General features: G+C 44.0%; 18 protein-coding genes. 10 read left to right on the top strand and 8 right to left on the bottom strand.

Annotated elements, in window-relative coordinates:
- The first annotated feature begins 11 nt into the window (after positions 1–11).
- The 7 genes from JNK13_11575 to JNK13_11545 all read left to right on the top strand — a co-directional run bounded on the left by JNK13_11575 (position 12) and on the right by JNK13_11545 (position 6,925).
- The gene (locus JNK13_11575) at positions 12–2,252 is read left to right on the top strand and encodes an aconitate hydratase (GenBank protein ID MBL7663380.1); all 2,241 of its coding nucleotides are present in this window, start codon (positions 12–14) and stop codon (positions 2,250–2,252) included.
- A gap of 11 nt (positions 2,253–2,263) precedes the next feature.
- The gene (gene purT / locus JNK13_11570; GenBank protein ID MBL7663379.1) at positions 2,264–3,448 is read left to right on the top strand and encodes a formate-dependent phosphoribosylglycinamide formyltransferase; all 1,185 of its coding nucleotides are present in this window, start codon (positions 2,264–2,266) and stop codon (positions 3,446–3,448) included.
- 104 nt (positions 3,449–3,552) lie between these two features.
- Positions 3,553–4,125: a dTDP-4-dehydrorhamnose 3,5-epimerase family protein gene (locus tag JNK13_11565; protein ID MBL7663378.1), complete on the top strand. Its 573-nt coding sequence runs from the start codon at positions 3,553–3,555 to the stop codon at positions 4,123–4,125.
- 144 nt (positions 4,126–4,269) lie between these two features.
- Positions 4,270–4,767, top strand: coding sequence for a hypothetical protein (locus JNK13_11560; GenBank protein MBL7663377.1), 498 nt, complete (start codon positions 4,270–4,272; stop codon positions 4,765–4,767).
- Positions 4,768–4,933: 166 nt separating this feature from the next.
- Positions 4,934–5,506, top strand: coding sequence for an SIS domain-containing protein (locus tag JNK13_11555; protein MBL7663376.1), 573 nt, complete (start codon positions 4,934–4,936; stop codon positions 5,504–5,506).
- A 7-nt stretch (positions 5,507–5,513) separates the two neighbouring features.
- Positions 5,514–5,825, top strand: a complete 312-nt coding sequence (locus tag JNK13_11550; protein ID MBL7663375.1) for a metal-sulfur cluster assembly factor — start codon at positions 5,514–5,516, stop codon at positions 5,823–5,825.
- An 8-nt stretch (positions 5,826–5,833) separates the two neighbouring features.
- The gene (locus JNK13_11545) at positions 5,834–6,925 is read left to right on the top strand and encodes an acyl-CoA/acyl-ACP dehydrogenase (GenBank protein ID MBL7663374.1); all 1,092 of its coding nucleotides are present in this window, start codon (positions 5,834–5,836) and stop codon (positions 6,923–6,925) included.
- On the opposite strand, the gene JNK13_11540 is transcribed toward JNK13_11545, so the two are convergent.
- The gene (locus JNK13_11540; GenBank protein ID MBL7663373.1) at positions 6,900–8,282 is read right to left on the bottom strand and encodes an FAD-binding oxidoreductase; all 1,383 of its coding nucleotides are present in this window, start codon (positions 8,280–8,282) and stop codon (positions 6,900–6,902) included. The genes JNK13_11545 and JNK13_11540 overlap by 26 nt on opposite strands.
- 263 nt (positions 8,283–8,545) lie before the next feature.
- Between JNK13_11540 and serA the strand changes: the two genes are divergently transcribed.
- From serA to JNK13_11525, 3 genes are read left to right on the top strand one after another with little or no spacing between them, the layout of a single operon-like run.
- On the top strand, positions 8,546–10,441 hold the full coding sequence (serA, locus tag JNK13_11535) for a phosphoglycerate dehydrogenase (GenBank protein ID MBL7663372.1): 1,896 nt from the start codon (positions 8,546–8,548) through the stop codon (positions 10,439–10,441).
- 31 nt (positions 10,442–10,472) lie between these two features.
- Complete coding sequence (locus JNK13_11530) at positions 10,473–11,054, top strand: LemA family protein (protein ID MBL7663371.1); 582 nt, start codon at positions 10,473–10,475, stop codon at positions 11,052–11,054.
- Positions 11,055–11,072: 18 nt separating this feature from the next.
- Positions 11,073–12,860, top strand: a complete 1,788-nt coding sequence (locus JNK13_11525) for a M48 family metallopeptidase (GenBank protein MBL7663370.1) — start codon at positions 11,073–11,075, stop codon at positions 12,858–12,860.
- Here the strand turns inward: JNK13_11525 and JNK13_11520 are convergent.
- From JNK13_11520 to JNK13_11490, 7 genes are all read right to left on the bottom strand, one after another.
- Positions 12,857–14,008 (bottom strand): acyl-CoA dehydrogenase family protein, encoded by a 1,152-nt coding sequence (locus tag JNK13_11520; protein ID MBL7663369.1) that lies wholly within the window; start codon positions 14,006–14,008, stop codon positions 12,857–12,859. The two genes, JNK13_11525 and JNK13_11520, sit on opposite strands and share 4 nt — an antisense overlap.
- A 12-nt stretch (positions 14,009–14,020) precedes the next feature.
- Positions 14,021–14,968: a methylmalonyl Co-A mutase-associated GTPase MeaB gene (gene meaB, locus JNK13_11515; GenBank protein ID MBL7663368.1), complete on the bottom strand. Its 948-nt coding sequence runs from the start codon at positions 14,966–14,968 to the stop codon at positions 14,021–14,023.
- Between the two features lie 314 nt (positions 14,969–15,282).
- Complete coding sequence (locus tag JNK13_11510; GenBank protein MBL7663367.1) at positions 15,283–15,501, bottom strand: hypothetical protein; 219 nt, start codon at positions 15,499–15,501, stop codon at positions 15,283–15,285.
- Between the two features lie 419 nt (positions 15,502–15,920).
- Complete coding sequence (gene ychF / locus JNK13_11505; protein MBL7663366.1) at positions 15,921–17,012, bottom strand: redox-regulated ATPase YchF; 1,092 nt, start codon at positions 17,010–17,012, stop codon at positions 15,921–15,923.
- A gap of 63 nt (positions 17,013–17,075) precedes the next feature.
- Positions 17,076–19,097 (bottom strand): glycosyltransferase family 39 protein, encoded by a 2,022-nt coding sequence (locus JNK13_11500; GenBank protein ID MBL7663365.1) that lies wholly within the window; start codon positions 19,095–19,097, stop codon positions 17,076–17,078.
- Positions 19,098–19,128: 31 nt separating this feature from the next.
- Positions 19,129–20,334, bottom strand: a complete 1,206-nt coding sequence (locus JNK13_11495; GenBank protein MBL7663364.1) for a glycosyltransferase family 4 protein — start codon at positions 20,332–20,334, stop codon at positions 19,129–19,131.
- Positions 20,327–21,451, bottom strand: coding sequence for a glycosyltransferase (locus JNK13_11490; GenBank protein ID MBL7663363.1), 1,125 nt, complete (start codon positions 21,449–21,451; stop codon positions 20,327–20,329). Before JNK13_11490 ends, JNK13_11495 begins: the two co-directional genes overlap by 8 nt.
- Positions 21,452–21,506 lie beyond the last annotated feature (55 nt).

Raw genomic sequence — 21,506 nt, 5'->3', positions numbered from 1 at the left:
TATAGAATAATATGGATATTAAAGCACTTTACTCTAAACTAGAAACAAAAGTTCAATCCGCTCGTAAAATTCTCAATCGCCCTCTAACACTAGCAGAAAAAATACTCTATTCGCACCTTGACCAGAGCGAAGATATTACAAAAATTGTCCGCGGTAAAAGCTTGGTAAAACTCCACCCGGATCGTGTAGCCATGCAAGATGCAACTGCCCAAATGGCAATGCTACAATTTATGTCGGCAGGTAGAGCCGAGGCTGCAGTCCCCTCATCCATTCACTGCGATCATTTAATTCGCGCTGAAACAGGTGTGAAAGAAGACATGCTGAGAGCGCTCGATGAAAACCATGAAGTTTATGATTTTTTAGCTTCTTCAGCTTCTAAGTATGGAATCGATTTTTGGCGACCAGGTTCTGGAATCATTCACCAAGTTGTACTTGAAAATTATGCTTTCCCGGGTGGACTAATGATCGGGACAGACTCACACACGCCAAATGCAGGTGGAATGGGTATGGCCGCAATCGGCGTTGGCGGAGCTGACGCAGCAGAAGTAATGGCTGGACTCCCTTGGACATTAACTTGGCCGAAGTTAGTTGGCATTAAGCTTAGCGGCGAACTCAAAGGTTGGACATCACCGAAAGATGTGATCCTTAAAGTTGCTGGAATTCTTACTGTTAAGGGCGGCACAGGAAAGATTGTTGAATATTTTGGTCCAGGTGTTGCCTCGATGAGTCTGACTGGCCGCGCAACGATTACCAATATGGGAGCTGAACTTGGAGCAACAACATCCATTTTCTCCTATGATGATCGTTCTGCACGTTACTTAAAAATGACTAAGCGCGACGAGACTGCTGCGGCCGCTCAAAGCCATTTAGCGTTTTTTTCTCCCGATCCCGAAGTACAAGCAGACCCTAAATCATTCTACGATGAAGTTTATGAAATCGATCTCTCGACCTTAGAGCCGCATGTTGTTGGACCACACACCCCTGACTTAGCTCGACCAATTTCAAAGCTTGCTGAAGACGCAGCTCAACACGGTTATCCCAATGAAATCCGTGTCGCACTAATCGGTTCCTGCACGAATTCTTCATATGAAGACATCGGCCGCGCCACAACTGTCGCAGAAACAGCAATCAAGCATGGCATTAAAGCTAAAATTCCTTTGATGATTACTCCTGGTTCAGAGCAAGTTTTTGCTACAATCGAACGCGATGGCATGCTCGAAAAACTAACTGCGATTGGTGGCACTGTCTTAGCTAATGCTTGTGGACCTTGCATTGGTCAGTGGAACCGCAAAGATATTAAAAAGGGCGAACTCAATACAATCGTTACCTCCTTTAACCGCAACTTCAAGCAACGTAACGACGGAAACCCAGAAACAATGGCCTTCATTGCCAGTCCTGAAGTTGTCACTGCCTTTGCTTTAAGTGGCAGTCTTTCCTTTAATCCCTTGACTGATAGCTTGACAGGAGCAAACGGCGAAAAATTTAAATTAAATATTCCGCAGGCAGATGAACTACCGGCGCAAGGATTTCTTTCCCGTGATTCTGGCTTAGTGAAACCAGCGACAGATAAAGCAAAAGTGCAAATTATTGTTCCAGCTGGAAGTGACCGCCTAGCCTTATTGAAACCGTTTCCAACCTGGAACGAAGGGGACTTCGAAAACTTGTTGTTACTCTTAAAAGCTGAGGGCAAGTGCACAACTGACCATATCTCTCCGGCCGGCCCCTGGCTCAAGTATCGCGGACATCTTGATAAAATCAGCGACAATATGTTTAGCGGTGCAGTTAACGCGTTTACTCGTGAGGCCGGTAAAGGACTAAATCAACTCAATGGTAAAGTTGAAGCCTTCACCACTGTAGCACGCGATTATCAGGCAAAAGGCCGAGGTTGGATCGTTGTCGGTGATGAAAACTACGGAGAGGGTTCAAGCCGTGAGCATGCGGCAATGTCTCCGCGCTTTCTCGGAGCTCGTGCAATTTTAGTGAAAAGTTTCGCTCGCATTCACGAAACAAACTTAAAAAAACAAGGTCTCTTACCTTTAACTTTTATCGACCCGAACGATTATGCAAAGATTAAAGTCGCAGATACCTTTGCAATTAAAGGAGTCTCGACATTAACTCCAGAAAAACCACTTGATTTAGTAATCACGCATCAGGATGGAACGACTGAGACCATTCAAGTGCGACATGGTTTCAAAACTGATGAACTGGCCTGGTTTAAAGCTGGCTCTGCAATGAATAGTATTCATCACTAGGATCTCTGAAGATGACAACGATTGGGACCCCTTTACGATCTAACGCGACAAAGGTACTTTTTTGCGGCGCGGGAGAACTAGGTAAAGAAGTAGTGATCGAACTACAGCGCTTGGGCGTTGAAGTGATTGCCGTGGACCGTTATCACCACGCCCCAGCGATGCAGGTCGCGCACCGTTCACATGTAATTTCTATGCTCGACGGGGAAGCCCTCCGTAAGGTGATAGAAGCTGAAAAGCCCGATTATATTGTCCCTGAGATTGAGGCAATCGCAACTGACACACTAATTGAACTTGAGCGCGAAGGATTTACTGTCATCCCCACGGCACGTGCTGCAAAACTAACGATGAATCGTGAGGGCATACGCCGGCTTGTTGCTGAAGAATTAAAAATTAAGACTTCTCCATACCGCTTTGCAGAGAATGAAGCCGACTACCAAGCTGCAATTCAAGCGATTGGCTTACCTTGTGTAGTTAAGCCAATCATGAGTTCCTCAGGTAAAGGGCAAAGTGTCGTTAAACAACATACTGACATCGCTACCGCTTGGAAGTATGCCCAAGAAGGTGGTCGTGCAGGCGGAGGAAAAGTAATTGTCGAAGGTTTTATTCCCTTTGACTACGAGATTACTCTACTGACTGTAAGGCACCTCGGCGGAACATCTTTTTGTGACCCGATTGGGCATCTGCAGATTGATGGAGATTACCGCGAATCTTGGCAGCCGCAAACCATGAGCCCTGCGGCACTGAGCGAAGCTAAACGCATTGCCAAAGCAGTGACTGACAATTTAGGCGGGCGCGGGATTTTCGGCGTTGAGCTCTTTATCCGCGGGGACGAAGTATATTTTAGTGAAGTTTCGCCACGACCGCACGACACAGGACTTGTCACATTAATCTCACAGGACTTGTCCGAATTCGCACTACACGCTCGCGCCATTCTTGGACTACCGATTCCAAATATTCGCTCACACGGTCCGGCTGCATCTGCGGCACTAGTAGTTGAAGGTCATTCAGAAAAAGTTAGTTACGGTAATCTAGAAGCTACTTTGGATCTTCCAGACACGCAAATTAGACTTTTTGGGAAACCTGAAATCTCTGGACACAGGCGCATGGGAGTCTGCCTTGCTCGTGGAACTTCCATTGAAGAGGCACGAAAAAAAGCAAACCACTCACTTCAATCAATTTGTGTCACAGTTGAATAATTTGCTGAATTACTGTATGAATCAATGCTCTTACTCCACAGCCATCCTGAGTGAGTCCCAAAGGGACGAGTCCAAGGATCTCGGAAAGAACGAAGCAGCAAATTATGAATACAGTTACCCATGCAGAGTTAGAATTTATGAACCGGATTGAAGGCGTAGAGATCAAAACTCTAAAATCTCACCCTGACGACCGAGGATTTTTCCGCGAAATTATTCGCCACAGCGATCCATTTTTCCCACAAAATTCCTTTGGTCAATGGAGCCATAGCGCGATGGGTAAAAATACCGTCAAGGCCTGGCACTTCCATCACAAACAAACTGACTGGTGGTATTGCGGAGTTGGCGTTCTTGAAGCTGTGCTTTTTGACAATCGCGAAGAAAGCCCTACCTATAAAAATATCAATGTATTTTATATCGGCGACAAAACTCTCGATGCGCGTGCAACAGAGTCCGTAATTCGAATTCCACCAGGTGTTTTACATGGGCTTAAAGTGCTCACGGAAACGGCCCATCTTTTTTATGTGACAAGCCACACTTATGATCCTCAAGATGAAGGGCGTATTCCATATGACAGTGAACTTGTTCCCCATAGCTGGGGGCAGGATTACAGCAAACTAATCGTTGCTGCTAATGACCGAAAACTCTTTGTCCCGGCGTACCCACGAGTAAAAGTATAAAAACTATCCATTTTACTTTAAAACGGTTAAAATTCTTGCAAAAATATGAAATCATTAAGGAAAATGGACTTCGTCCACAATTTACCTTATTGACACTTAGAAACTTGTCTATCTATTCTGTACCCCGGAGCGTGGGTAATCATCATGGAAGAAAAGCTTTCAAATCTAAGAACAATAGAGCGTGAATTCACAGCAAAAGAAGTGCAGGGTATTCTACGTGCGCTAACTGGCAATGAAGAACGTATCGGTTTAGCATTATTAAATTATTATGCGCGAACCGACTTGGTTCCACCAACTGGCAAATCCCGCCAGCGTGGACGTGCGAAATATAGCTACGCAGATATTGTGCTATTATCCTGGCTTTTTCGTATGAAAAAAGAAGGCCTGCCAGTGAATCGTTTTCGCCGTGGTATTGCCTACTTACGAAAAAAACTCCCACGTCTTTACGAGCAACCAAAAGACATGATGATGCTCACTGACGGCAAGCAGCTGTTCATGAAGCACCGCGTAGATGAACGAGACTCAATTGCTGAAGTTCTAACAGGACATAAAGCAGGACAATACGTCTGGGCATACTCAATTGGCTCACTCATTGAAGAAGTTGAGCGTATTATTGAGCAGCAATATAGGCTCGCTGCTTAGCTAGGGCGTTATTCTCGCAGTACATTGTTATTATCAGTCTGAAATTTTCCGGCGATCGTGCTTTGATTTTCCAAGCATATACTGGGTTTATGCCAAAAATCACGGAATTGTCCTCAATTTATCGCTGATACTTTGAATACTTTAAGTCTAGTTATATAGTGCGCCAATGAGTAACTTCATTGAAACCTATATCACTCAATCAACTGAGTCCCAGAGCAAGCTGAAGCGGCTAGCCCCTGAAATTACAAAAATAGTTCATAATTTGGCTAAAGTCATTCGCCAAGGCGGCACAATTTATTCTTGCGGAAATGGTGGTTCGGCTTGCGATGCAATGCATCTCACGGAAGAACTAGTTGCGCGCTACTTAAGGGAACGCCCGGGAATTCGCGCCCAACACTTTCTTGACCCCTCAACCATGAGTTGCTGGTCAAACGATTACGATTACGACACTGTATTCTCACGCCAAGCGGAGACTTTTTTAACCGATAAAGATGCCTTAATTGTTTTTTCAACCAGCGGTAATTCGCCAAATATCGTAAAAGTTCTTAACGTTGCCAAGGCAAGGTCTACGCTTAGTATTGCGCTCCTGGGCAAAACTGGGGGCCATTGCCTTGATCTTGCAGAACATGTACTCCTCGTTGAATCAATGGTCACATCGCAAATACAGGAAGCGCATATGTTGCTCGTCCATATGATCTGCGATTTACTCGAGCAGGAACTATTTCCCAATGCAAAGTGAAAATTTTATGAAGATCAACGACATTGCAACGCGTGAAGATGTAATTGAAGTTTTAAAAACCGTAATCGACCCAGAAATTTTTGTTGATGTCTGGACACTTGGGTTAATCTACAATATCGATCTTCATCCGGAGACTGCTGTGCTGAAGATTACCATGACCTTTACCTCGATGGGTTGCCCAGCAGGCCCACAGCTTGTAGAAGAAATTCGCTCAAAAACTGCTCAATTACATGGTGTTCAAAAATCTGAAGTAGAAGTAGTTTTTCGTCCCCCTTGGCAACCTTCTGATGAACTTAAAGCAATCCTTGGATTAAGCTAAGGTGAGGCATGAGTTTTCTAGTTAACCAAGATCTTGAAGAGTTTAGCACTAGCCTCAAAGAATTTTTCGACGCCGAGGCTCCGCTGGAAAAGGTTCGCGCACTTAATCCCCAAGCTTGGACTGACTGGCAAGCCAAACTCTGGGCTAAGATAGCAGAACTTGGGGTCTTTGCCGCAGCAGCCCGCGAAGAGCATCAAGGTCTAGGTCTTGGCCAGTGTGCAGTGGATGTAATTTCTCGACTTAGTGCCGCAGCACTATTGCCCATTCCCTTAGCTGAAACTTTATTATTTGGCATTCAAGCGATCTCAACTTTCGCTAACCACACAACCCAATCAGCTTACTTAGAAAATATTATTAACGGCAATTTGCGCGTAACGGGGTCGTTCACAAAGTCGAACCTCAAGCTTACTGATGCTAGCGTATCGGGAGAACTTGAAGTTGTGCCTGCGCTTGCTTGGGCGTCTAAAGTCATTTTCTTAGCACAAGCAGAGAACCAAGCGTTTAAGCTTTGTGCGCTAGACAATACAAACTTAGATACTGATTATACTAGCGGACTTGATTTAATTCGCCCTTATTGCACGATTTTACTTAAGTCTACGCCGGTTACAATCCTTAGTGATGATTTATCTGCTAAAGATCTGGAACTTTACACTCAATTAGTTAACACAACTTTAGCTTCTGAGCTTGTTGGTTGTGGAGTAAAAGCGCTGGAGCTTACTACTGAGTATGTCAAAACTCGTGAGCAGTTTGGCAAGCCAATTGGTTCATTCCAAGCTGTGCAGCATAAAATTTCTGACATGTATTTAGCTGTTGAAGCTTGTGGAACTTTGACGCGTTTTTCAAGCTGGTGTTTCGACAACGACCAAGTGCAATTTGCTAAAGTTTCTGCTGCAGCAAAGGCGCTTACCTCTGAGAATATGCCAGCCGTGCTTGAGAAATCGATTCAAACCCACGGCGGAATGGGTTTTACCCACGAATACCCGCTACATCTCTACCTCAGACGTGCAGTAGTAAATTCGAAACTCGGTAATACATATAGCGATTTATATTCCCTAGTTGCAAGCCAAAGCTTAGCTACAACATCTTCCCCGGATTCATAATCAAATCTGGGTCAAAGAGTTTTTTAATCGATCGCAAATAAGTCAATTCTGTTTTTGTTTTAAACTGGTCCAGATAGGGCTGTTTGAGTAAGCCAATCCCGTGCTCAGCAGAAATACTACCTTTGTATTTTTGCACTAAACCAAAAGTGTATTGATCGATCTCATGGCCTTTCTTTTTAAATTCGTCCACACTCATCGTCTCTGGCTTAAGAAAATTTAAATGCGTATTTCCATCGCCCAAATGGCCAAACATTAAGCACTTAACCCAAGAAAGTGGTCCGCGCAGCAAAACCTCCAGTTCGGTTATAAAATCTCCAAACGCAGCAACCGGTGTTGCAATATCGTTTTTGTGCGGATAGCCTTCTTTGCGAATTGACTCACTAATCCGCTCACGATAAGCAACTAATTCTTCGGCTTGTGTTTTATTCTGCGCAACAACTGCATCATCAAGAACGCCATCTTCAATTAAACTTGCCAGCACACTTTCCACTCGCTCAGCTTCAGCGGGGTTTGGAATTTCAACTTGAATCAACATATAGCGCGGAAAAAACTTTGCGAATGGAGCTTTAAGTTTGGCGTGCTTGAGTACAAGTTGCAAACATTGTTCATCAAAATATTCGAACAACTGTAACGCAAACCCTGCGCTGCGGACACGCCCAAGTGCAGTCAAAACTTGACTTGTTGTGGCGCAGCCAGCCAATAGTGTTAGCATTTCACCTGGCTTAGTTGTAAGTTTCATCCAGGCTTCAGTAATAATTCCAAGCGTTCCCTCTGATCCAACAAAGAGATTTCGTAAATCATAACCAGTTTGATTTTTATAAAGTGGGCCGTTTAATTCCATCACTTCACCCGCACCCGTAACAACGCGCATGCCCAGCACCCAATCACGAGTCGACCCATAGCGAATCACACGTAAACCTCCTGCATTCGTTGCGAGATTTCCACCAATTAATGCTGAGCCCTGACTGGCAAATTGCACTGGATAAAAAAGTCCTTGCGCTAGAGCTGCTTGCTGTAGATCTTGGGTCACAACACCAGCTTGGACATGGGCAAGTAAATCAATTGGGTCGATTTTATAAATTTTGTTGAGACGCGAAAGCGAAATAACAACTTCACCATTTTGTGCGGTAGCCCCACCACTGTGGCCAGTTCTACCTCCCGAGGGGACAAGTGGAATTTTCTGATTCCTACATTCTAATACTATTTTTTGGACTTCTTCTTCACTACCAGGTCTCAATATTGCCGCCGGTTTAGCTACATATTCGACACATGCATCTTTGCCCCAAAAGCTTAAATCCGCTGGGTCAAGTAAAACATTGCCTGGGCCGATGATATTCTTAAAAACTTCAAGATTCATGAAACATTATAGGGGTATGTTGATTTAAAATTATCTACTAATCCTAATAGCACTGTTATACTAGTTTGCAAAAAGATTTTGGATAAAACTCATGATTTTTGCAAACTGGTAGATAAGTTGTGTCGCAGACACAACCAGCCAATTCATAGCGTTTCCCCGTTAAAAGCAAGCCAATGCAAAGCTTGTGCACAAAGCGGGAATGTTTTTTATAACTCAGCTGTGTTTGCTACAGATGCAAAATATTTATGGGAAACGCTATAAAGATGGCTAAGAAGAAAAAAATATTCGTACTAGATTTCGATAGCACGCTAGTGCAAGTCGAAGCTCTTGATGAGCTAGCTCGTATCTCATTACGCGATAAGCCTTATGCAGAGGAAACAATTCGCGAAATTCAAAATTTATCGCACTTAGCGATGAGAGGTGAACTCTCGTTCCCAGAGTCTTTAGAGCGGCGGATTAAACTACTTGAGGCAAACCGTAAACACCTTAAAGAATTAACCGCAACCCTTAAGCGCAAAATTACCCCATCTTTTCAACGTAATAAAGCTTTTTTTAAAAAATATCATGCTGATATCTTTGTTGTAACAGGTGGATTCTACGACTATGTTCTACCTGTCATTAGTGAGCTGCATATCAAAGACAGCCAAGTTTTTGCCAATTCCTTTGTCTTTGATAACTCCGGCAATATTATTGGCTTTGATAAGCAAAATGTTTTAGCGCAAGAAAAAGGTAAAGTGAAACAACTAGAAAAATTAGGACTTGGTAGCGAAGTAACAGTAATTGGTGACGGTGCAACGGATTTAGAAATGCGCCAAGCAGGGGTCGCCGAAGAATTTGTGGCGCTTACAGAGAACGTTTCACGCGAGAAGGTTGTCGACCAAGCCGACAGCGTTGCTAAAAGCTTTGATGAAGTGCTTTATACTAATAACCTACCTCGTAAATTTTCCTATCCTAAAAGTAAAATCAAAGTTTTACTACTTGAAGGCATTGATCCAGAAGCAGCCGATCGCTTTAAAGCTGACGGTTACCAGGTCGATTTGGTGCATACTGCCCTGGATGAAGATGAGTTAATCAAGGCCCTCAAAGATGTCTCAATCCTCGGGATTAGATCAAAAACTAAAGTCACTAAAAAAGTTCTTGAAGCAGCAAATCGTCTCCTGGCAATTGGGGCTTTTTGTATCGGCACCGATCAAATTGATACGATCAATGCCGCGCGTCAAGGCGTAATTGTTTTTAATGCTCCCTACAGCAACACACGTAGCGTGGTTGAATTAGCGATTGGCAATATCATTATGTTACTGCGCAAGGTCTTTCCTGTAAGCCTTGCTGCGCACGGCGGAGCTTGGCTGAAGTCAGCCGACGGATCGTATGAAGTGCGTGGAAAAAAATTAGGCATTATCGGCTACGGCAATATCGGCTCACAGCTTTCAGTGCTCGCTGAAAATCTTGGTATGGAGGTTTATTATTACGACATTGTCGAAAAACTTTCGCTAGGAAACGCCAAGAGGTGCAGAACCTTAAATGACCTGCTAAAAATTAGTGACATTGTAACGATTCATGTAGACGGGCGTGCCGCGAATCAAGGGCTACTGGGCAAAAAAGAACTAGGCCTCATGAAAAAGGGCGCGTACTTATTAAATATTGCTCGTGGGCACGTAATCGAAATTGAAGCACTAGCTGATTCGCTACGGCGTGGTCACTTAGCTGGCGCTGCAGTTGACGTGTTCCCGAAAGAACCCAAAAACAAGAATGAAACCTTTACATCTCCGCTACAAGGCCTGACAAATGTTATTCTCACCCCACATATCGGCGGCAGCACCGTTGAAGCTCAGTATAACATCGGCCAATACACAACCGGTCGCTTACTGCATTACATTAACTGCGGTGAATCGCATGGTAGTGTGAATTTCCCAGAAATTCAGGCGGCGCAAGCTTCGGCTGCCCATCGGCTTTTACATATTCATAAAAATGTCCCGGGAATTCTTGCCCAAGTTAACGGGATTTTGTCTGAACATAAAATCAATATTCTAGGCCAATACCTTCGAACCAATGAAGAAATTGGCTACTTGGTTACTGACGTTAATAAGAAGTATAACAGTCAGGTAATTGAGGAATTAAAGAATATTCCAAATACAATAAAGTTCCGCATTTTGTATTAAGTATCGACTCAAACTGGAGGATCAGGACATCATGGAATGGTTTATTGGCGTTGTAGTCGTAGTCGCATTTTTAATTATTAGCATTTACAACCGCTTAGTGTCATTGCGAAATGGATTTAAGAACGCATTTTCTCAGATCGATGTTCAACTCAAGCGTCGTTACGATCTAATCCCTAACCTTGTTGAAACAGTCAAAGGCTATATTAAACATGAGCGAGAAACTCTTGAGGCAGTTATCGCAGCGCGCAATCAAGCTGTTACTGCTTCAAATACCGCGGCTCAGAAGCCTGGAGATGTAGCAACGATGCAAGCACTTTCTGGAGCTGAATCTCAACTCAATGGTGCACTCGGTCGACTTTTCGCCTTGGCTGAAGCTTATCCAGATCTGAAAGCAAATACGAGTATGAACCAACTCATGGAAGAACTCACCTCGACAGAAAATAAAGTCGGCTTTTCACGGCAAGCTTACAATGATTCGGTCATGAGCTATAATGTCTCTCGCGAGTCTTTCCCGAATAATATCATTGCAGGGATGTTTGGTTTTACCCCGGCAGAACTCTTGCAAAGCACTGGCAGTGAAGCTGAACGTGCAGCACCAAAAGTTTCATTTTAAGCCGAAAATAAGCATCCCATGAACTTTTTCGAGCACCAACACGCTGCCCGCTCGAGAAGCAGAAAGCTTTATCTGCTCTATTTTTTTGCAGTAGCAGGAGTTGTTCTACTAGTTGATGCGGGATTTTTCTTTGCAACTAAAGGTCATCTTAAACCTGAGCATCTGACTTATATAGCGCTTGGGACATTAATAATCATTTTCATTGGAAGTCTTTATAGAATTGCAACATTAAAGCAATCGCCTGAGTATGTAGCAATTTCTCTGGGTGGCAGATTACTTGTGCCCTCAAGCGCAGAGGCAAACGAAAGACGTTTATTAAATATTGTTGAAGAAATGGCCTTAGCTTCGGGTATTCCAATTCCAGAAGTTTACTTATTAGATCACGAAGAAGGGATTAACGCGTTTGCTACTGGGTTTGACGTACATCATGCAGTGATTGGGGTCACTCGCGGTGCGCTCGAAAAGCTTAGTCGCGATGAACTCCAAGGAGTGATTGGCCACGAGTTCAGTCATATTCTCAACAGCGACATGACAATTAATCTTCGTTTAATGGGTCTTGCTTATGGTCTGCTCTGCATCGCAATGCTTGGACGTACAATTTTACGAGCAACCACACGTAATAGCGGCAGGCGTAGTAAAGATTCAAGCGGCCCTGCACTGTTTGGACTAATTTTGCTTTTAGCTGGGTCAATCGGCGTTTTTGCGGCAAATTTAATTAAAGCGGCGATATGTAGACAAAGAGAATTCCTGGCTGATGCTTCAGCTGTGCAGTTTACGCGAAATCCCTTGGGAATTTCTGGAGCTTTACGTCGTATTGGAGAAAGTTTTAAACACGCTTACATTGAGAATTCCAAAGCCGAAGAAGCAAGTCACTTCTTCTTTGCCGATGCACTAGGCACAAGTTTCCTGCAGTTGATGGCTTCGCATCCCCCACTCGATTCAAGAATTTCTCGCATTGAGGGCGTTTCACTTGAACGTATTCAGTCGGAAGCTGCCGATCAAGCTCAAGGAGTAGATTCACTTACGAGCATGAGTTTTGCAGGGTCATTAAATCAGTCACAAGTCAGCCGTGCACGTGAAGCTTTAGATAAACCACCTGTAACGCTTAAAGACGCGGCACGTTCGCCTAATTATGCCCCAGCACTTGTTGCCGGACTATTTGCCTCTTCACATGCTGACGTTTTAACGCGCCAGGAGCACTTAGTAGCGAGTTCAAAAAAATTCCCAGAATATGACCAGGCAATTTGGTCGCAAATGCAAGTTTTATCAATTGAAGACAAATTTTCATTGTTTACACTCGCTTTGCCAGCTTTGCGCCGTTTAACTCCAGAGCGACAGCAAGATTTACTTGCTACCTACCGCACGCTTGCTGAAGCTGACGATGAAGTAACACTTGCTGAGTATGCGTTTTTATCAACGCTAGAGTCTGTTTTTTCAAGAAATCCCTTCAGTCAGGCGGCAGATGCTGGCTTAGCAATCCAAGAGGCGGCTTCAACTATTATTTCTGCAGTCTGTGTCGTTGGAACTGATAATCCGGAACATGCCAAGCAAGCTTTTTTACTAGGGGCGGGGCTTTTTTCTGCAGCAAAACTTTCCTTTATCGAACGTGCAGGGCTAACTCGCGATCACGTGCAAACTGCAATTGATCAAATTCGTAACGCCAGTGATGATATTAAAGCCCAATCTTGCGCGGCAATGATTCGCGCCGCAGCTTGGGATGGCCAATTACATGAGAAGGAGAGAAATCTTATTCGTATCGTCGGCCAGTCAATCGGTGTGCCGCTGCCACCTATTTTTGCAGCTTAGAGCAGATCAAACCCCATTTCTTTAGCAGCAACCATTGCCATGACTTCGCTGGTCCCACCACCAATTGGATTCAAACGTAAGTCACGCAGCCAACGCTCCGGCAGGAATTCTGTTGTATAGCCGTATCCGCCGTGTAACTGCAGGCAGCGGTCAGCGATTTGCACAGCCAGCTCACAAGCATAGATTTTAGCTAAGCTTGTCAAAAGCCTAGGGTCTTTCCCCGCCTGCACTTCATTCACAGCCTGATAAGCAACCGCACGAGCAGCCTGGAGTTTACTCCAAAGTGTCGCAATTAATTCCCGCGTATGATCAAAAGCTGCAACCGGCCGGCCAAAAACTTTACGGTCATTAATGTAGGGAACAGTTGACTCCAGGCATTGAGTTGCCCCGCCAATTGAATTCAACACTAACATCAAGCGTTCCCAGTTAAGTGAGTCCATCGCATGATACCAGCCACGGTTGTATTCACCCAAAATCATTGACTTGTGAACACGCATATCTTGGAAACTAAGCTCAGCCGTATCAGATGAATGCCATCCCAGCTTATCAAGCTTACGATTCACATTAAAACCGGCTAAGGTCGTATCAACCACAAATGTCGTAAACCCCTTAAAACCTCGATCGGGCTCTGTTTTTGTCAGTAAGAGGATAAAATCGGCTCGCGCGCCATTAGTAATAAAAGTCTTAGCGCCATTAATAATGAAGTAATCACCATCTTTTTTTGCAGTGGTAATGATGCTTGATAGGTCACTACCCGCTCCAGGCTCGGTAAAGGCATATGCACCAATCGCTTTGCCCAATACGGCATCAGCCAAAAATTGTTCTTTGGCTTGATTTGAACCTAAGCGGTTTAGTGCGGCAGATACAACAACAGAGTGCATATGCACGCCGGTTGTAAGCCCCACAGCCGGCACGCGGCCAAATTCCTCGCACCAGGCACTAGCTAGGATATAATCACCGCCTACGCCTCCATACTCTTCAGCAACAAGCACACCAAGAAATCCTTGCTCTCCCAGCTTAGAAAAAAGTTCGTCAGGGAAATGCTTTTGTTCTTCCCAGCTTGTCAGCTGGGGAAGAATTTCCTGTGCACAAAAGCGCCTAACACTTTGTTGGAAGATACGGTGTTCGCTAGAGTAAAAGGAGTCCATTAATTTATTACCTCAAAGCTGCTTTAAACTATCACATGCACTATATGGATCTATTTCCCGATTAGTTAGCTCTGTTAAGATTTTATTCAGTGCCCCAGTCTGCTCCGCCCGCTTAATTCGCTCATCGACAAGTTCGCGTGAAACAATTTTCACCAACATATCACGCAATGCAAGCTTCCTTCTGCCCTCTAATCGTAGATCTGATTCTGCAACTCCGAAAAAATTATCAATGGCTTTGACAAACTCCGTAATGCCCTTTGCCTCAGTAGCAACTGTCTGTAATATCTCAGGTTTTGGCGCAGAGCTGTTGGGGTTTAATTGGATGACTGAGATCAGATCTTTTCTCAGGCGTTCTGTCCCTTGATGGTCAGCTTTATTGATCACAAAAATATCGGCAATTTCTAAAATTCCTGCCTTCAGAGCCTGAACCGAGTCGCCCATACCTGGCACCAAAACTACGACGGCAAGATCTGCAACCTTTACAATATCTACTTCAGCCTGCCCAACACCGACAGTTTCTACGATAATTACATCAAATCCAGCAGCATCTAGCACCATGATTGACTCATGGATGCTCGGGGAAAGGCCTCCTAATGCTCCTCGACTTGCTACGGACCTAACAAAAACACCAGTTGAGGCGATACTGGAGAGCATACGAATTCGATCTCCGAGGATTGCCCCACCTGTAAATGGGCTTGAAGGGTCAACTGCCAAAACTGCAACTTTTTTCTCTTGAGCCGTTAAAGCCAATATCAACTGACTAACTAAGGTTGACTTACCAGCGCCTGGCACCCCAGTTATGCCCAGAATTTTTGCTTTGCCTGTTCGAGTAAAGAGCGTTTTGATTATTTCCCGAGCTTGCGTCTCGTTGTTTTCAATCTGGGATAGGCAGCGCGCGAGCGCGCGTTCAGATCCTGACAATACTTGGGCAATCAAATCTTGTTTGGAATCTTTTCTCATAGCTTAAGACTAGCGCCAACATAGCATGAACATTTGCTACTGATCATCTTTTACACCAGTTTGCAATGAACGTGAATTTATCCAAAATCTTTTTGCAAACTGGTATAAAATCTCGGATTCAAAGCGTGACTGATGAGCTAAATTTCAGCCAAAATCGCTTGATTCCTAAAGTTTAAGTGTTAGCAGCTTGATTAGAAAATAAAAAAGCTGCCAAGATATATATCCAAAAGGACCAACTTGGCAGCTTAAAATATTTATATTTTTTCAAAGAAAAAGAGGGAAAAGAAGATTCGCCCTCTACAGTCGGGAAGGAACTACGCGCGAGCCCGAGCTTTTGATGCGGTCTTAGTAGTCCGCTTTGCAGCCTTGCGAGTTGTTGTCGCAGGCTTTGCAGCAGCAGTTCGGGTTACAGTAGTTCCTGTCCACGAACTATCTACTTTTTTTTTTGCTTTCTTCTTAGTAGCTTTCTTTGCTGTTTTCTTCTTAGCTGGAGCTTTCTTCACAGCTTTTTTTGTTGCTTTCTTCTTTGCCATTTTTATTTCCTCACTTATGCATTAACAAACTGCATGGAAGATTCGATACTGCTGAACCCCCACACTTTTGCTTGTTAGTCGTCATAAATAGTTAATTACTTAACACATCACTTCAACTAACATGCTAGAAGAATATCTAGCATAGTACTGGGATATACAAAATAAAAAAAATATTCACAACATCTTTTTCCTCTTGACGTATGATTTTTATAAATCGGGTATCGTGCTTTGGACTGAGGCGGCAACTTGATACACTCTCACAATGCCATGCATGCCACTATCAAACGTAATCAAATTTAGTCGCAACAATCTCATTTGCATTATTATTTTCACTTCGATGTACTAGATATATCGAAGACCGATGCGTGATAAATTTTCTATTGATTTTAATAAGATAGCTACATTTAGCGCTGCAGCAATTACACGTTAAAACGGAAATGTACTACGTCACCATCTACTACTATATATGTCTTGCCTTCGATGCGAAGTTTGCCGTTATCTCTAGCCCCCGCTTCACCTTTTCCCTGCACGTAATCATCATAACCAATCACTTCAGCACGAATGAAACCACGTTCGAAATCAGTATGAATTTTCCCTGCCGCCTCCGGCGCGGTTGCCCCTTTGTGACAAGTCCAGGCATGGCATTCCTTCGGCCCGACCGTAAAAAAGGTGATCAGTTCTAGCAAACCGTGACCTGCTAATGCTAGCCGGTCTAAGCCAGAATTTTTTAATCCTAGCTCCTCAAGATATGCAGAGCGTTCTTCCTTAGGCAATTGTGCTATTTCTGCTTCCATTGCCCCACAAATTGTAACAATTGGAGTGTTTTCTTGAGCAGCAATCTTTCGCAAAGCACTCAAATGTTCAGATTCATTTGTTCCGCTCTTAATCTCAGCTTCAGTGACATTTGCCACATATAATGTTGGCTTTGCAGTGATGAAACCAAGGGCACGAAAACTCTCTATTTCTGGGCAAAGCCGCAAGGATTTTCCTTCTGCTAGATACTTTTGTGCGAGTTCTAGTGTTGTTGCCTCCTCCTTAGCTGCTTTATCGCCAGATTTTGCAGCCTTCCGCACACGGTCAATGCGCTTCTCAACTGAGCTCAAATCGGCAAGTAAAAGCTCTGTATTAATCACATCAATATCTGCCTGCGGATTTACGCGGCCGTTGACGTGAATAATATTATCGTCCTCAAAGCAGCGCACCACATGCGCAATGGCATCCACAGAACGGATATGTCCTAGGAATTGATTGCCCAGGCCTTCCCCCTGTGAAGCACCTTTGACAAGACCTGCAATATCGACAAATTCAATTGTTGTCGGGATGATTTCCTTGGAATTAGCAATCGCCGCTAAAACTTCGAGTCGTGGGTCAGGTAGTGGAACAACCCCAGTATTTGGTTCAATTGTACAAAACGGATAATTGGCAGCTTGAGCTTGAATTGATGTCAAAGCGCTAAAAATTGTCGACTTGCCAACATTCGGAAGTCCCACGATACCACAATTAAATCCCACTGTTTTTAACCTCGATTATCCTCTGGTTATGAGCATGCGCCCAATAACACAATTATTACTTGATTACTTGTCATTTTCAGGTTCAAAGACCTTCAATTCAGCTAGTGACCAATCCATTTGCGGGGTTTGTCCTTCCTGGCTGATGCTCAACCCTTTAACAGAGAGCTTCGGAAAATAAAACTCCAGTGTCCTTTCCTCTTCAAGCGCGTAGTGTAGGGCAGTATTTCCGCGAGTATCAATCAATTTACAACTACTGCCATCTGGAGAAATCCCGTAAATAACTAACTCCCGCGGATAATCGTGCTTCCAAGCGCCCAAATCAAGATTGAGGCCAGAAATTATGCGCGGTTTTGAAAAATTTACATCTATACGCATGCCAGGTTCCTGCACATGTTTTGTCCCCCAACGCTGATCCTCCTTGCCGTCAACAAGTAACGCCCGCTCTTCCTGGTTGTGGGTAGTAGCTAGCTCTTCTGCCTGGAGTGGAACTAACTTTTGCTCACCTGAAATAGGGGAGATTTGATCAATTACAACATAACTCCCTACTGGGGTCGTACGAAAACGAAAACCTTGATCGCTTAACCCCTTACTAAGCAAGTTAGCTTGCGTAGGGACCAACACAAGTGGGGCATACTCTCTACGTCTTATGTCCCGCTCATAATCTGGAATACGCAAGCTTTGTGGCCCTTTATAGCGAGAAAATGTAATCGCCTCGTTTGTTTCAAATGCGGTGCGGTAGCCAATCCAGTAGTTTGTTTTAATATGTCGATAGTTGTTTTGCTCAAGCCAATCATAAAGTTGGCTCTGGTCTTTTGCCACACGCTCCCCTTTAAAAATAAAGGGCTCTCCTGGAGTGATTTCTCCGTGGTAGAGTGACGCTAGGTGCAAGCTCAAGAGTGCGCTAAAAAGTATATAAACGGCAGCCTCAGCAATCGCTCCAAGCTCTTCTGTGCGCGATCTTAAGAAAGACAGACTTAAGCCAATTAAGGGAAAATAGGACGAATAGAGCGGAAGTAGGTAGCGTGGTTCTTGACTCAACCAACCAAATTGGCTTGTTGCAAAAATAAGTGGAATCGAGCAGGTAAAAACCAAAAGTAAGATAATCCCGCCGCGGTGTTCTCGCCGCAAAACCGCCAGGGAAACAGCAACGATCATAATCACGGTAAAACAGCTGTAGGCAATAACTTCAGCGTAAGGGAAAACTGCTGTAGTATTCCAAAATCTACGGGCTCCAAGAATCATCGGGAGTCCTTGAGCAAAAAAACCGTGAATATTTTTCACTAAGTCACTTGGATTGCTATGCTCAAAAATAAAAAAGGACTGAAATTTGGGACGCCAGCTAAGGTTGGCATACCAAAATGCCGCGCCTCCAAGTAAAAAGCTAGATAAGGTCACAGTCAGCAATGTCAATGAGCGTAAAAGCCCGAGCCGAATGAGAGCATAAAGACCAAGTGTTAATCCTAAAGCAAAACAGTAATAAATCGATTGATTATTGACCCACCACGCAAGTCCTAAAATCAGGCCCAGGAGAGAAAAAGAGCGGATATTAAATTTATAGTATTTTAGAATCTTAAGCCCGAGGATTAGGCAAATGGTTCCTAAAACTACGACCTCAATAAAACCTCCACGTGCTTTAGTGCTCCAAACTAACAGTCCGTGCGGTGGGACAGCAGCAAAAAGCGCCGCAAATCGTCCAGCAGTGCGGTCAAACAAATAGCGTCCTAAAAAATAAACGCAAAGTATAAAAATCATCGAAAATAAAAGCGGAACGAGCTTCAACCCTAAGGATGAAGGCCCGAATATATAAAATACTCCTGCAACAAGTATCGCCTCTAGCGAACCCATATAGGCTTGTCCGTAGTAGAAAATTGGCACAGGGAATCCGGCAGCGATGTGTTTTGCCATCAGACCAACTATAGCTTCATCTGCATCAATCACAGCATTAGTTTGGCGCAAGAAAGAGAACCGCAAATAAAACCCCAAAATCAAGCAAGCGACTAAAAAGATATAATCAACTAAATCTAGCGTATTTGGCTTTGCAGCTTTTAGGCCTTGCTCTCTGTGTCTGCGGGGTGATTCGAACATGCTGGTGAATAGAATAATGAGACAACCTAGATTAATTGAAATTTAATTTACTGCTATACGCAGCTAATGTTTGATCTGCCGTATATTCCCAGGAGAAATTATTACAGCGCTCTAGCCCATCATTAGCTAATTTTTCCTGTAGATCAATCGAGCTTAATACTTGATTGATTTTACTAGTCCAGTCATCGATGTCTGAGTCCCGAGCGAGTAATCCAGTTGTCCCGAGCACCTCAGGTAATGATGAATTATTTCCACAAATTACAGGCACACCACAGTTCATGGCTTCAAGCACCGGTAGTCCAAAGCCCTCGTAAAGCGAAGGAAATACAACTAGCGTTGCTGCGTGATAAAGTTCGATTAACTTTGACTCAGGAACAAATCCCAAAAGCTTGACCTCGGCACTGAGCTGGAGCTGCTTAATTTTTGCTTGCAAGGCAGGAAAATGCCGATCGTTTTCATACGGACCTGCTAAACACAGGTAGGGCAAGTTTTTTACCCCTGCAGTTTTATTAGCGTGCAGTAGTTGAGCAAAGACTTCCAGTAAAAACGGAATATTTTTTCGAGGATCGATTCCGCCAATATAAATCAGTAAATCTCTCTCGCTAGGAATTCCAAAATTATCGCGCAATTTTTTCTGTAGCGCGCTATATGCTTCTCGCTTTGAAGGTCGTGCCCTAAACTCTGTGCCGACAGCTAAAGGAGTGACGAAAATACGCTCCTTCGGGATTTCAAGAATTTCAATCAAGTCACGCTTAGTAGCTTCAGAAATTGCGATAATGCGCTCAGCATTTTTGATTGCTTGGAGCTCAAAGTAGCGTGCTAAATGAAATCGCCAGCTCGGCCGATCTGCCTTGTATAGTTCAGGAAAGCGTAGTGGAATTAAGTCTAATACGGTAATAATGCTGGGAATCTTAAGGCGTGATGGTGAATCGCCGTGAGCAAAAAAATGTATCTTATCAATTCCAGTTTGCTGAATACGGCGGGGCAGTAGTAACTGTTGTTCAAGTGTGATTCGACCAATTGGCACGAGATTTTTAAAAACAGCACTAAGTGACCCGTGCCCAAGTCTTGCAGCGGATAGTTCCTGAATTTGGATTCCGCAAGCCCGAGCTTTCTCTTGGTATGCACTGCTGAGCAAGCGTTGGGTGACTTCGCGCACATAACGCCCAGTGCCTCGTCCGGCATGGGCCTTAAAATTCGGATCTAATGCTCGTAAGTCAAGCCCAAGCTTAAGCATAAGCCTTAGTTGCGGGGTTACTTGATACAGCAGAGTTGATTACATTCAATAATTCCGTATCAAGCTTAGTGTCGAAATTTTGTAGACTAAAATTCTTCGCGCGCTCTTTTCCACGGGCAATTAAATCGTCGCGTAAAGTCGAGTCAGTGATCACTAAGTTAAATAGTTCGCTAAGTAGCGCAGGATTTTTTTCCGCAACTAGTAGCCCTGCTGTCCCTAGAGTTTCAGCTACGGCCGTACTGTTAAAGGCAATGACTGGCAAGCCAAAGTACATCGCTTCAAGCAGGGGCATACAAAACCCTTCGTGCTCGCTCATGCAAACATAGCAATCGGCTGCTTGGTAAAATGCGCGCAACTCGGAATCAGCAACTGAGCCACAAAGTTCGACTGCTTCTGTCAGAGCGAGCTTTGAGATTAAACGACGCAGCTCGAGTGCATAAATTTCCGTATCAATTTCAATGCCGACTAACCAGAGTCTACTTTGGCGATTAATCTTATGATGGTAAAAATAAAAGGCCTTAATGATATCTTCGATACATTTATTTGGAGCAAGTCTTCCGACGTGTAAAATATTTTGTCCGCCATGCGCCTTAAGTGCTTGGTAAATTCCAGGATTTGCCTCAACCCTAGACCACTTTTCCTGATCGAATAGCAAGGGCAATACCCGTGTCGGTGTTTGAGCAATTTTTAAAATCTCTGAGGCATTATAACTCGAATCAGCCAAAACTAGATCGCTGCAACTTAAAATCCCCGGGAGCTCCGCACGCCCTTCAACCAAGTCACGGTAGACGCGTGGGTTATAGCCATCAAACCACTCTGCGGGGGTAAGGTTGTGGTAGATTAACACACGCTTACCTGGAAAATCAGAGCGATAAATATCATTCAATGCTGAAGCTAAAGAGTAATGTAAGATCATTACAATCTCGTTTTCAGGAGTTTGACTCAGTTCGGCAAGGTCACTGATCGATTGCCCTTGATCGAGCAACTGAGGATGACGGTTTAAGCAGTAAATTTCACTTTTAATCCCACGCTGCTTGAGTAAGCGCTTAATGCTTAAGGCCTCGCCTGAGATCGCGTCGCCATAATTCAACGTATGAACAAGTTGGTGGATTTGCATATGAGGTTTTTAGACGAAATCGTCTCAAGTCGCAAATGCGCTAATCGAAGTTTGC

It is taken from the genome of bacterium, assembly GCA_016786595.1.
Taxonomy (GTDB): Bacteria; Bdellovibrionota_C; UBA2361; order SZUA-149; family JAEUWB01; genus JAEUWB01.
Note: the sequence above shows the minus strand (reverse complement) of the source record. Positions and strands in the feature narration are given on the sequence as shown.

Bases quoted from the DNA above. Each gene is read 5' to 3' on its own strand.
- JNK13_11530 (MBL7663371.1), top strand. From the start codon at position 10,473: ATGGAATGGTTTATTGGCGTTGTAGTCGTAGTCGCATTTTTAATTATT.
- JNK13_11525 (MBL7663370.1), top strand. From the start codon at position 11,073: ATGAACTTTTTCGAGCACCAACACGCTGCCCGCTCGAGAAGCAGAAAG.
- JNK13_11575 (MBL7663380.1), top strand. From the start codon at position 12: ATGGATATTAAAGCACTTTACTCTAAACTAGAAACAAAAGTTCAATCC.
- serA (MBL7663372.1), top strand. From the start codon at position 8,546: ATGGCTAAGAAGAAAAAAATATTCGTACTAGATTTCGATAGCACGCTA.
- JNK13_11490 (MBL7663363.1), bottom strand. From the start codon at position 21,451: ATGCAAATCCACCAACTTGTTCATACGTTGAATTATGGCGACGCGATC.
- JNK13_11500 (MBL7663365.1), bottom strand. From the start codon at position 19,097: ATGTTCGAATCACCCCGCAGACACAGAGAGCAAGGCCTAAAAGCTGCA.
- meaB (MBL7663368.1), bottom strand. From the start codon at position 14,968: ATGAGAAAAGATTCCAAACAAGATTTGATTGCCCAAGTATTGTCAGGA.
- JNK13_11520 (MBL7663369.1), bottom strand. From the start codon at position 14,008: ATGGACTCCTTTTACTCTAGCGAACACCGTATCTTCCAACAAAGTGTT.
- JNK13_11495 (MBL7663364.1), bottom strand. From the start codon at position 20,334: ATGCTTAAGCTTGGGCTTGACTTACGAGCATTAGATCCGAATTTTAAG.
- JNK13_11510 (MBL7663367.1), bottom strand. From the start codon at position 15,501: ATGGCAAAGAAGAAAGCAACAAAAAAAGCTGTGAAGAAAGCTCCAGCT.
- JNK13_11555 (MBL7663376.1), top strand. From the start codon at position 4,934: ATGAGTAACTTCATTGAAACCTATATCACTCAATCAACTGAGTCCCAG.
- JNK13_11545 (MBL7663374.1), top strand. From the start codon at position 5,834: ATGAGTTTTCTAGTTAACCAAGATCTTGAAGAGTTTAGCACTAGCCTC.
- purT (MBL7663379.1), top strand. From the start codon at position 2,264: ATGACAACGATTGGGACCCCTTTACGATCTAACGCGACAAAGGTACTT.
- JNK13_11560 (MBL7663377.1), top strand. From the start codon at position 4,270: ATGGAAGAAAAGCTTTCAAATCTAAGAACAATAGAGCGTGAATTCACA.
- JNK13_11540 (MBL7663373.1), bottom strand. From the start codon at position 8,282: ATGAATCTTGAAGTTTTTAAGAATATCATCGGCCCAGGCAATGTTTTA.
- JNK13_11565 (MBL7663378.1), top strand. From the start codon at position 3,553: ATGAATACAGTTACCCATGCAGAGTTAGAATTTATGAACCGGATTGAA.
- JNK13_11550 (MBL7663375.1), top strand. From the start codon at position 5,514: ATGAAGATCAACGACATTGCAACGCGTGAAGATGTAATTGAAGTTTTA.